Origin of the sequence: Metabacillus fastidiosus NBRC 101226, from assembly GCF_001591625.1 — a bacterium.
GTDB lineage: Bacteria > Bacillota > Bacilli > Bacillales > Bacillaceae > Metabacillus > Metabacillus fastidiosus.
Genome location: NZ_BCVG01000108.1, coordinates 1 through 12,329, shown reverse-complemented (window position 1 = coordinate 12,329; position 12,329 = coordinate 1). Strand labels below are relative to the sequence as shown.

The window sequence follows — 12,329 nt, the reverse complement described above, 5'->3', positions numbered from 1 at the left end:
AAAACTTATTAGAGACTTATCGGACAGCCCTATTTTTCACATTATACAGTAAATAATATGAAACTCACGTAATATGGCGAACTTAGTATGTGTTCCATTGCTGGGAACTTTACGGGCAGTTGATCTCCTACTTCACTTCCTCGAATTTTTAGAACTTTGAAGCGAGAGTCTTACTGCTCAAATTTATTAATATAATTGTTTTTCAAAGCTTTGTATACGAGGTTTATAATAGTTCATTTTCGTATGCTTTGCTGCAGTTTCTAGCATTTTGCTTGCCGCTATTTGCGCTCTCATTGCAAGTTTTTCTTCATCTATATTTACTAAACGTCCTTCCTTCACGACAATCTTTCCACCTACAATGGTCATATCGACTTGAGATGTACCAGTTAAAATCGGCAGCGACGCATCATCAAACAGTGCACCAGCAAATTCTAACCTTCCAGTATCAACCATAAATAAATCCGCAGCTTTACCAACTTCTAACGATCCGATACCATCTTCCCATCCAAGAACTTTCGACGATCCTCTCGTTGCGACATATAAGCAGTCTTCTGCACTTAATGCAGTCGAACCTGCTTGAAGCTTGTGTAAGAGATTCATTATTTTAACTTCCATTAACATGCTCGAAGCATCATTAGAGGCAGAACCATCGACACCCAACCCAACCTTCACTCCGTTTTGCAGCATTTTCATAATTGGAAAAGTCCCAGAAGAAAGCTTCATATTACTGCTTGGACAATGTGCAACTCCACAGCCGCAAGATCCCATCTTCATTATCTCATCATCATTAAACCAAATACCATGTGCATACCAGACATCATCACCTACCCATCCGGTATCCTCCATAAATTCCAATGGACGAAGCCCGAGTTTCTCTAAACAGAAATTCTCTTCATCTTTTGTCTCTGCTAAATGCGTGTGCATCCTAACCCCATAACTTCTAGCCAAATTCGCAGATTCTTTCAATAAATCTCTGCTCACAGAGAATGGCGAGCAAGGTGCTACACCAACTCTAACCATTGAAAAGCGGCTGTTATCGTGATATGTCTCAATTACTCTCTGCGTATCTTTTAAAATAACACCCTCTGTTTGGACAACCTCATCCGGTGGAAGTCCGCCATTGGAACGCCCTAAACTCATTGAACCCCTCGTCGGGAAAAAACGAATTCCAAGTTCTCCTGCAGCCCTAATCTCCTCATCAATTAACTCTCCGCTAATTCCATCCGGAAAAACATAAAAATGATCCGCTGCTGTCGTACAGCCGCTTTTCAATAATTCTCCCAGACCAACCATTGCACTTAAATAAATATCTTCTGGTCTAATATGACGCCAAATATCATAAAGTGTGATTAGCCAATCAAAAAGCTCACAATCCTGTGCCATCGGAATATTTCTCGTAAACGTCTGGTATAGATGATGATGTGTGTTAATGAGTCCTGGATAAATAATTTTCCCACGTGCATCAATAACAGTATCAGCTGTTTCATACGGTATATCTGTTCCGATTGCTTTAATTTCCTGGTCCTCAATATAAATACTGCCACCAGGGAATCTTTGTCTTTTCCCGTCCATCGTAATAATATTTCTTGCATTTTTTATTAATAAACTTCCCATATAAACCTCTCCTTTAAATAATTTTTTAAGACGAAGCTATATACATAAACAGAGTTTGAAAGCAATCACCCCCTTTAATAGATACAAAAAGCCCCCTGTCTAAAATTAGACAGGGGGCGAACGAAACGAATGAATCGGAAAATTCCGCCTCTCAATTTTATTAAAATTGAGTTTAATAGCTTTGTATTATATTTTCGAACTGATAATACAATTCTAATAGAATTTTTTAAATATTTCAATAACTTATCATTAAAATTAGTTGCTTTTAACATAATTGTATTGATATTGTAATGCCATCTTAACCTTCTAACGTTACGATAAAGAATAGTAAAAGTAATCCAAAGGAGGAAAAAAGTTAATGGAACCAACTGGAACTGAAAGTAACAACTCTCCAAACCCTAAAAAGACGTCCTCAGGTTTAGAAGAAAATGTAGCAGGTCTTCTTTGCTATGTTTTAGGATTTATTACCGGCATTATATTTCTCATCACTGAAAAAGAAAACCGTTTCGTTCGCTTTCATGCAATACAGTCCATTTTCATCTTTGGCGGTCTTGCTGTTTTAAATACCGTACTAACTTTCATTCCGTTTATTGGCGGAATCATTAGTTTCTTTATCGGTCCTATTTCCTTAATTTTATGGATTCTTTTAATGATTCAGGCATTCAGAGGAGAGCTTTATAAATTACCCTATGTTGGCGATTTAGTATTAAAACAATTAAAGTAAAAAAGAAAAGAGCCTCTCTAAATGAAAGGCTCTTTTTCGACTAATTATAATAGTTCTTTTCTTAAATCTGCAGCAGATTTTGGAGAAATGTAACCTGGCGCTACATCATAAACTGTTTTCGCACCAGTTTGTCCTTCTTTATTTAGACGATATGCAGCACGTGCATATGCTACAAGAACACTTGCTGTAAATTCCGGGTTGCTATCAAGTTTAAGAGAATATTCAATAATTTGTGTATTGTTGTCTTCTCCTGTTTTTCCACTATGGATAACAAATCCACCATGCGGTAATTTAGAGTGGTTTGACTTTAACTCTTCTTCTGTAATGAAATTTACTTCTGTTTTATACTCATCGAAGTAGTTAGGCATTGTTTTAATATCTGATTCGATTTTCGCTTGATCAGCACCTTCTTCTGCTACTACATAGCAAACACGAAGATGTTTATCAGCTGTTGTTAATACAGGATTTTCCCCGCGTCTTACTTTCTCAACTGACTCTTCAATCGGAATAGTATATTGAACACCGTTTTTTACACCTTCAACACGACGGATCGCATCTGAATGTCCTTGGCTTACACCTTTACCCCAGAAAGAATATGTTTCACCAACTGGTAAAATAGCTTCTGACATTAAACGATTGATTGAGAATAAACCTGGATCCCAGCCAACAGAAATAATGCTTGTTTTTCCGCTTTGTTTCGCTACTGCATCAACTGATTCAAAGAATTCAGGGATTTTAGCATGTGTATCAAAGCTATCAATTGTATTAAACATTTTAGCAAATTCAGGTGTTTGCTCTGGAAGATCTGTTGCAGAACCACCACATAAAATCATAACATCGATTTCATCTTTGTATTTCTCTGCATCAGAAATATGTAAAACTTCCACATTTGGTTCATTAATAGAAAGACTTTCAGGTGCTCTTCTTGTAAAAATAGCTACAAGATCCATATCTGGAGACTGCTTAAGAGATGCTACAACACCTTTACCAAGATTACCGTAACCTATGATTCCTACTTTGATTTGTTTGCTCATCATTTTCCCTCCATAGTTTCTACAAGACTTGAAGTCCTTTATGATATTTTTTATCATCGCACATAAATGATCAATATGCAAAATCATTATAGCTTGTGCTAATTTGATAAAAAAGATTTTTACTTTTCATACATACTAACCATATTACTTTTTCATTATATTTAAAAGAAATATGCCATGGAATAAAAATATAACATATTAATAAAAATGCTTCAAAACAATATTTTACAGAAAAAGTTATTTTATATATATATCTTATATGGTAACAATGAATTAGAAAAAAACCTCTTTCTTCCCAGCACTTAAAAACTGGAAACAAAAGAGGTTTTCTTCTATATAACAATGCCTATAAAGCCGTTTTCTCTTTTTCCTTTGGTAAAACGATATTTAACAATACTGCACTGATTGCACCTACTGCCATACCAGAAGAAAAAATATAATTTAAGAAGCTTGGTAAACTGTATAAAAGTTCTTTTGGCATTACTGAAGCACCAATTGTTAATAAAATCGGTAACCCAATAACAAACATATTACGTTCGTTCATATTCACATTTTGAATTACTTTAAATCCATTCATCGCAATAACAACACAAACAACAGCAAATACACCATTAATAACTGCGCCTGGAATACATGCAATGACATTCATCAGCTTAGGCATTAATCCTAAAACAACTAAAATGACACCGCCTGCCATAATCGCCATTCTGCTGGCAACGCCTGTAACAGCAATGATTCCGGCATTTGTTGAATAACCTGTCATCGGTGTTCCACCAAACAATGCTCCTACCGCACATCCAAGCCCTTCCCCAACAGCACCACGGTTTAAATGCTCAGGTGTCAGTTCTTTGTCGGTTACAGTAGACACAACAAACCAAGTACCTGTTGTTTCAATTAAAAGGATAAGATAAATAACAAGCATCGTAAAAATTGCACTCATATCAAACACTGGTTTACCAAATGGCATAAAAGTCGGCAATGAGAACCACTTTGCCTCAGCAACCGGCTGAAAGCTTACCATCCCAAACATAGAAGCAACGATTGTACCGCCTGCTATTGCAATAATAACGGAAGTTAAACGAATAATTGCACCTGCTTTTTTTAACTTTACAGCAAGCATCATACAAACAATTAACAATACTGCTGATACAGCACTCACGATAATACCGTGCTGAACATTACCTTGCACTGTAAAAATACCTGTCATTGCTACTGGCATTAACGAAATTCCAACAACTGCAATAACTGTTCCCCCAACGATAGCCGGGATAAAACGCTGTACCAGTTTTGCGAACCATTTTAAAGGATAGCCGAATAAAGCAATAATAATAGCACCTGGAATAAGACTTCCTATCATAGCTCCTAAACCTAGTTTACTTCCAATTGCTGTTAACGCACCGATTGGAATATAAGACGGACCTTGCATTACCGGAAGTTTAATTCCTTTCCCAGTTTGAATAAGTGTCGCAATACCAGCAGCTAAAAAGCTCATCTGGATAAGAAATGCTGTGTTACCTGTATCCATTGCGAGGATACCTGCAATAATAATTGGAACGATATATAAGTCCATTGCGAGCACATGTTGCAGTCCTAATAAAAATGCTCTTCCTACCCCAATCTTTTCATCTACTCCGACGATAAGATTACTCGATTTCTGTTTCTCCATATTACTCCTCCTTGACATTATTGTAGAACAATGTCGAAATAAATCATATTCTGTATTCTAATGTAAATAAAGAAAAAAGAAAAGGGAATTTACGAACATTTTTATTAAATACTTGTTTTTAATTCGTATATTGCAATTAAAATATATAAACTCAAATGAATATCTTAGCTTATATTCAATAAAAACAAGCTAATTCCCAATACAAATACAGATTAAGATTAACATTTAATTTATCGGCTTTTTACTGAAAAATATTAAATTTTCATTCCCACATCTTCGAATGTAGCCATATTTTTTATCATTGAACAAGCTGCTTCTATAATAGGAAAAGCTAATGCCGCTCCAGAACCTTCTCCAAGACACAGATCCATATAAATAATCGGCTTAATACCAAGTAGCTCACTCGCTTTTTGGCCACCTGGTTCACGTGAAGCATGAGAAGCAATGAAATATTTTTTTGATTTTGGCTCAATTAAAACTGCAATCAAAGCAGCAATAGTTGAAATATAACCGTCAACTACAACTGGAATACGATTTGCTGCAGCTCCAAGCATAACTCCAGCCATACCGCCGATTTCAAGTCCTCCAATTTTTGCTAGTATATCTATTCCATCCGTTCTGTTTGGCTCGTTAATTTCGATTGCCTTTCTAATAACTGCAGCCTTATGTTCAATTCCACCTTTACCGATTCCAGCTCCGGTCCCTGTAATTTCAATTGGATCGATATTCCCTAAAACCGATAATATCGCTGTACTAGGGGTCGTATTTCCTATTCCCATCTCTCCTGTACCAAGTAAATTAACACCTTTTCCTATCTGTTCATTAGCTATTTCAATTCCAACTTCAATAGCGCTAATTGCCTCTTTCCTTGTCATTGCTGGCCCTTCTGCAATATTATCTGTACCATGCTTTATTTTCTTTATAATCACTCCGGCATCAGCAGGCAAATCCCCCTTAATACCGATATCAACAGGAACAATTTCCGCACCGGATACATTCCCTACTGCACATACCCCTGTTAAGCCTTTTGCAAAAAACATCGTTTGTGCAAATGTTACTTCCTGCGGATTACAAGTAATTCCTTCTTTATACACACCGTGATCAGCAGCCATAACAATAATTGCTTTATTATCAACCTTAGGATACAAATCTCCTGTCATACCAGCGAGCTGTATGGCTATATCCTCTAATCTCCCTAAGCTTTTAGGAGGTTTAATAAGATTATCAACTCTTACTCTCGCCTTCTCCATCATTTCTTGATCCAAGTTCTCTATTTTTTTGATTGTTTCATACAATAAACTCATGTTCTGTACTCTCCTTTTATATAGTAATCTCCAACCATAAGCAGGGGATATAAATAAAAGCCTGCGATTTATTTAAATAGCAAATAAACCGCAGACTTTTCCATCATCTACAAATATAAAGCAAATAGGCAGGTCTCCTGACTTAGGTTCAACATTTCATTATTCCTTCCCAGATTTAATATCCAGTGGATTCTTTAATGAAACTCCCCCTTACAGTGGCGGGACCGCTGAAGACTTTCACTTCATTCCCTATTCTCCTCTAAAAGAGGCACCTACTGCTTTTATTAAACTTTTTATCCACACTTAAACTACAATATAAATGTTTTTTAGTCAATGAGGAAAAAGAGAATTTGCTTTAAAAGCATATGAGGGATTTAAAAATTTCCAGTATGACAAGGAGTAATATATAATAAAGAAAAAAAGGAGTTATTACATTGATTAACGTTCTATTTGTTTGTCTCGGTAACATTTGCCGTTCTCCGATGGCTGAAGCATTATTTCGCGACCTGATAAAGAAAGAAAAACTTAACAACAAAATTACTGTAGATTCTGCCGCTACAAGTTCGTGGCATATCGGATCACCGCCTCATAAAGGGACACTTGCTATTTTAAAAGAATACAACGTCTCGGCAGATGGTATGGCAGGGCGTCAGCTTGCAAAGGGTGATTTTGAAAAGTTTGATTACATAGTCGGTATGGATGAAAGCAATATAACAAATATTTATGAAATGACAGGTCAGCCTAATCATCCAAAAATTATTCGGCTGCTTGATTTAACTGATCATAAAAAAGATGTCCCAGATCCGTATTATACTGGAGATTTTCAAGAAACATACGATCTTGTTACAGAAGGCTGCAAAGCATTGCTTGAAAAAATCCGCATAGAACATCATCTATAAAAAGCGAGGTATAGTATATGGATAAAAAAGAAATTGAATATCGAATTAGCGAATTAAAGCTTGATTACATCCGTCTTCAAAATGATTTGGAGAAATTAGAATCTGTAGATGGAAAACTGTCACCTCTTGAAAAGCAGATCGCCTCTATCGAAGAAGAGTTAAGCGAGCTAAGAAAAAGACTGCGGGAGTAATAAAAAGCAGGGACTTCAACAGTCCCTGCTTTTCTATCAGTCTAGTTCCCTGCTAATTTATAGCTTTCATTTCCTTACCAGCTTGCTCTCCGCTGATTATATCTTCTTCCTGTTTAGCCCTCTTAATGAAGAAAGCTAAAATAAGTGCAACAGCAGCAATAAACACTGTAACGAAGAACGCAAAATTAATACCTTCTAACATTGCTTTCATAAGAATCTGCTGTTTCATCGCAGCTAATACCTCAGGTGTTGGCTGCCCTGTTAGATTCTTCATTCCTTCTTCCATTAATTGTTTAGCATGTGATTCTGTACGATTAGACATAATTGTTACTAGTAATGCTGTACCGATAGCTCCGGAAACTTGCTGTATCGTACTATTCATTGCCGTACCGTGTGGATAGTAACGTTTTGGCAATTGATTTAATCCATTTGTTGAAACAGGCATCATTACCATAGACATACCAAACATGCGTAAAGAGTACAAAATAATTAATTCTGTATAAGTGGTATCAACAGTTAATGTACTGAAGTAATAACTTGTAACTACTGTAATCGCTAAGCCAATAACAGCTAATCCTCTTCCACCAAATTTATCGAACAATCTTCCTGTAATTGGTGACATAACCGCCATTAAAATTGCTCCTGGCAATAACATTAACCCTGCATCAAAAGGAGAGATTCCTCGTATCGTCTGAACATAAATTGGCAGAAGCATCATTCCTGAAAACATCGCCATCGTAATAACGATAGAAATAGCTGACGATAAAGCAAACATAGGATATTTATAAATTTTAAAGTTAAGCATTGGGCTTTCCATTTTTAATTGGCGTAATATAAACCAGGCTAATGAAATAACACCAACAATGAGAGTTACATATACTTGCGGGCTATCCCATCCTTTACTGCCTGCAGTACTGAAGCCGTATAATAATCCTCCGAACCCTAAACTTGATAATAGAACGGAAAAACCATCAATACGAACATCAATTTTCTCTTTTTTATCTTTTAATAAGAAAAAGCCAACTAATAAGATACCAACAGCAATTGGAGTTATGAAATGGAAAAGCATTCTCCAGTCATAATGTTCTACTATCCAGCCTGATAAAGTTGGACCAATGGCTGGTGCCCCCATCATAACTAAGCCAAAAACCCCCATTGCTGCTCCCCTTTTTTCTACAGGAAAGCTTGTTAACATGACATTCATTAACAACGGCATTAAAATTGCTGAACCAGCTGCTTGAATCATCCGACCTGCTAATAAGAGAGGAAATACGTGGGCAAACCCGGCAGCAATAGACCCTGCTGAGAATAGCAACATAGCGGTAAGAAACAAATGTCTAACAGAATATTTCTGAATTAAAAAAGCTGTAGTCGGAATTAAAATCCCGTTTACTAACATATATCCAGTCGATAACCACTGAACAGTCGATGTACCGACATCCAGGTCCTTCATAATGGATGGCAGTGCAATATTCAATAAAGTATTGTTTAAAAAAGCAATAAAAGCTCCGATCATCAGGATAATAAGAATCCCGTATTTCGGACCATTATTCTCTTTTATAGAATGATCCATTGTTCTCCTCCTCTATATACTTATAGTTCATTTTTTTATACTCATATTCTATCCAGATTTATATATTATACTATCGGTTCAAATATTTCAACAGTATTTCTCTTTATTTTTATTAAGTTTGTATGAGTTAATAAAATCATGTACTATATATTCTATACAGGCAGTTCAAATATAATTAAAGGTGATTGTTATGAATAAAAGAAAACAGCATGTTATAAAAATGGCACATCAATTATTTATAGACAAAGGTTTTCAAGCAACATCTATTCAAGACATATTAGAAATAAGCGGAATATCCAAAGGAACATTTTATAATTATTTTTCCTCTAAGAGTGAGCTATTAATTGCTCTTTTTAGAATGATCTACGAGCAGCTGGAACATGACCGCAACAAATTGCTCATTGGCCAAGATCCTTCCAATATTGAAATTTTCATTAAACAGGTCGAATTACAAATGGAGACGAATAGAGCCAACAAACTAATTTCTCTCTTTGAGGAAGTACTTGTTTTAAATGATCCGGAACTTAAAAAATCTATAAAATACGGAAATTTTAAAATGATTAATTGGCTGTATAATCGATTTATAGATATATTTGGTGAAAGCAAAAAACCTTTTTTATTAGATTCCGCAATTATGTTTACTGGAATTTTACAAAATAACCTTAAATATTATCATGCAGCATATGGAGCAAATGTTAGCATTCACCAAGTTATTCGTTATAGCGTAGAACGGATCGTGAAGATGATTGAAGAAGTTTCAAAAACCGGGGATCAATTATTGAATCCGGAGTTTTTAGATAATTGGCTGCCAAACAGCAGCTATTGCAATGAAAACTTTAAGAAAAAGCTGGCTAATATTGTATTAGACCTAAAAAAAATGCTGGATCATAGTAAAGAGCAGGAAAAATATATAGAACTATTAGATTTCATTCAAGAGGAGTTATCTGACTCAAAGAATCCACGTCAGTTTCTAATTGAAAGCGCCATCTTATTCTTAAACAATAGTGATATTTTTCTAAAAAAACAGGAGCTCCAATATCTTGAGCAACTGATTCAAGATTACTTTAATCAAATTGGTAAAACTAATTAAAAAGGGATCCACTTTCAATTGTATATTTCCCAATTTTATAGAAATAAATAAAAGAGACAGATTAAAATTTTACTTTAGTCTGTCTCTTTTATTTTTAATTTTCTAATTTTTTTTAAAAATGGCTATTTGCTATTATCACTTAATTGTTACCGTTTTCAATTATTAAGTTCATTTAATATTTAAAAATAGTTCTTGTAAATCATATAAAATCTAGTTTAAAATAATTATTGTTTTTAAAATTCAATTTTTAGCTCTTATTTATTAACCTCAAGATAATTTAAAATAATCTTTTCCAGTAAACTTAAATTAAATTTAAAATTTAAAGCTATATTATTTTAATTACTTGACAATGATAAAATATAGGAGAATAATGAGTGTATAAAAATAAGAATTTTGACGAAACATGTTGTATTTTGACGAAAAGGATAAGATTTTTGCATTTAATCTAACATTATTGATCATGAAATGTTTGAATGATCTTAAGGAGATGAAAGTTTTTCTTCTCATGATTAAAGACAAATAATGTTATCTAAAGTATTAAATGGAAGGGTTACTTTTTTAGGAAAGTTTGAAAGCGTTATTTTTATGAATAAAATGGTAACTTAGACAATTTAATTACTTATCTATTGGTCACACCGCTCGTTGTGACTGTATACTGAAATACCTTATACATTAGTGCATAACTTATTGTGTAAGGATTTATAGGGGGCAAATCATGAAAACAGAAAAAGCGAAAATTGTAAACGGTGTCTTTGATGAGAAATTACCGTTAGCAAAACTATTACCATTAGGTTTTCAACATCTAATGACAATGGTTGGATCATTTATCGTTCCAGTTATCATAGGAACTGCTATTGGGCTTGATGCAAAAAGCCTTGCATACTTAGTTTCTGCTGTTTTATTTACAAGCGGGGTAGCGATCTTAATTCAAGTTATCGGTGTCAGCAAAGGAATAGGTTCAAGACTTCCTTTCGTTATGGGATCTTCTTTCATTACTCTTGGGCCGATGATTTTAATAGGAAAACAATATGGAATGCCTACTCTTTTCGGATCCATTATAGGTTCAGGGATCATTATTATCCTTTTATCATTTTTCCTTGATAAATTGCTTTTATTATTTCCAAAAGTAGTTACAGGTACATTTATTACAATAATGGGGATTACACTTGCACCGGTAGCTTTTGAAGAGCTTGCAGGTGGACATGGTTCAGAAAATTACGGATCACCTGAAAATTATATAGTTGGATTAATCGTGTTAGCTATCATTGTCCTGCTTCATAAATTTGGACGAGGTTTCATGAAAACGATGTCAATATTAATTGGGCTCTTTGTTGGTACAGTCATTGCAGGCTTCCTGGGAATGATCGACTTTCAACCAATAGCAAATGCTAGCTGGGGACAAGTAGTAACTCCATTCTACTTTGGAACTCCTGTATTTGATTTAACAGCTATTTTCACAATGACTGTTTTCTGTATTATCAATTTAATTCAATGTTTTGGCTCATTCTCAATAATAGACGAAACTTTCGGAACTCAAACATCAACTAAAACTGTTGTTAGAGGATTAAGAGGACAAGCTGTTGCTCAAGTAGTATCTGGTGCATTTAACTCTGTACCACATGCATTCTTAAATGAAAATATTGGTGTAATGGCGTTAAGTGGAGCTAAAAGCCGTCTTGTTCCAATTACAACTGGTGTTATGCTTATCGTTCTAAGTTTCTTACCAAAATTTTCAGCTGTGATTACAGCTATACCACAATCTGTACGTGGCGGTGCAATGCTTGCAATATTTGGAATGGTTATCGCTGCAGGTATATCAATACTTTCAAAAGTTAACTTCTCAGAGAATTACAACTCTATAATAATCGGTACAAGTGCTGCAATCGGAGTTGGTTCACAATATACAGCTGACGCATTTACTAAAATGCCTTGGATGCTGGAAATGTTATTTTCAAATGGTTTATTCTCAGCGAGTGTTGCTGCTGTACTAATGAACCTCGTACTTAACTTTAAGACTATAGTAAAATTTAAAAGCTCGGATACAAAGGAAACACCCATAGCAAGTGAAGCATCATAATTTCAATATCGATGTTTCACTTCTCCAAAGAACCCTGTTTATCAATTATTTTGATAAACGGGGTTTTCATATTATAAAATCTTTATTCCTTTATCACCCTGCTTAATTTTAAGAAAGACAAACAAAAATTATCCAAATAAAGTGAAACTTCTATCAG

Annotated in this window: 10 protein-coding genes and 1 riboswitch; of the genes, 5 read left to right on the top strand and 5 right to left on the bottom strand. The window is 34.8% G+C overall.

Annotated features, from left to right (window positions below):
• Positions 1-186 precede the first annotated feature (186 nt).
• A complete protein-coding gene (locus BFA01S_RS18200) occupies positions 187-1,614 on the bottom strand; it encodes an 8-oxoguanine deaminase (protein WP_066234078.1) in 1,428 nt (475 codons plus the stop codon).
• A gap of 358 nt (positions 1,615-1,972) precedes the next feature.
• On the opposite strand from BFA01S_RS18200, the gene BFA01S_RS18195 reads away from it, so the two are divergent.
• Complete coding sequence (locus tag BFA01S_RS18195) at positions 1,973-2,338, top strand: DUF4870 domain-containing protein (protein WP_066234075.1); 366 nt, start codon at positions 1,973-1,975, stop codon at positions 2,336-2,338.
• 44 nt (positions 2,339-2,382) lie between these two features.
• Here BFA01S_RS18195 and BFA01S_RS18190 read toward each other — a convergent pair whose 3' ends face one another.
• From BFA01S_RS18190 to cobT, 3 genes are all read right to left on the bottom strand, one after another.
• Complete coding sequence (locus BFA01S_RS18190; protein ID WP_066234073.1) at positions 2,383-3,372, bottom strand: diaminopimelate dehydrogenase; 990 nt, start codon at positions 3,370-3,372, stop codon at positions 2,383-2,385.
• A 346-nt stretch (positions 3,373-3,718) separates the two neighbouring features.
• Complete coding sequence (locus BFA01S_RS18185; protein ID WP_066234070.1) at positions 3,719-5,038, bottom strand: nucleobase:cation symporter-2 family protein; 1,320 nt, start codon at positions 5,036-5,038, stop codon at positions 3,719-3,721.
• 254 nt (positions 5,039-5,292) lie between these two features.
• Positions 5,293-6,342: a nicotinate-nucleotide--dimethylbenzimidazole phosphoribosyltransferase gene (cobT, locus tag BFA01S_RS18180; protein ID WP_066234067.1), complete on the bottom strand. Its 1,050-nt coding sequence runs from the start codon at positions 6,340-6,342 to the stop codon at positions 5,293-5,295.
• Between the two features lie 110 nt (positions 6,343-6,452).
• Positions 6,453-6,633: riboswitch (cobalamin riboswitch) on the bottom strand.
• A 143-nt stretch (positions 6,634-6,776) separates the two neighbouring features.
• Between cobT and BFA01S_RS18175 the strand changes: the two genes are divergently transcribed.
• Both BFA01S_RS18175 and BFA01S_RS22940 read left to right on the top strand, forming a co-directional pair.
• Positions 6,777-7,241 (top strand): low molecular weight protein-tyrosine-phosphatase, encoded by a 465-nt coding sequence (locus BFA01S_RS18175; RefSeq protein WP_066234063.1) that lies wholly within the window; start codon positions 6,777-6,779, stop codon positions 7,239-7,241.
• A gap of 17 nt (positions 7,242-7,258) precedes the next feature.
• A complete protein-coding gene (locus tag BFA01S_RS22940; protein WP_169800505.1) occupies positions 7,259-7,432 on the top strand; it encodes an SE1832 family protein in 174 nt (57 codons plus the stop codon).
• Between the two features lie 52 nt (positions 7,433-7,484).
• Here BFA01S_RS22940 and BFA01S_RS18170 read toward each other — a convergent pair whose 3' ends face one another.
• Positions 7,485-9,005: a DHA2 family efflux MFS transporter permease subunit gene (locus BFA01S_RS18170; protein ID WP_066234061.1), complete on the bottom strand. Its 1,521-nt coding sequence runs from the start codon at positions 9,003-9,005 to the stop codon at positions 7,485-7,487.
• 190 nt (positions 9,006-9,195) lie between these two features.
• Between BFA01S_RS18170 and BFA01S_RS18165 the strand changes: the two genes are divergently transcribed.
• Both BFA01S_RS18165 and BFA01S_RS18160 read left to right on the top strand, forming a co-directional pair.
• Positions 9,196-10,095, top strand: a complete 900-nt coding sequence (locus tag BFA01S_RS18165; protein WP_066234058.1) for a TetR/AcrR family transcriptional regulator — start codon at positions 9,196-9,198, stop codon at positions 10,093-10,095.
• A gap of 715 nt (positions 10,096-10,810) precedes the next feature.
• Positions 10,811-12,172 (top strand): nucleobase:cation symporter-2 family protein, encoded by a 1,362-nt coding sequence (locus BFA01S_RS18160; RefSeq protein WP_082800071.1) that lies wholly within the window; start codon positions 10,811-10,813, stop codon positions 12,170-12,172.
• Positions 12,173-12,329: the final 157 nt, after the last annotated feature.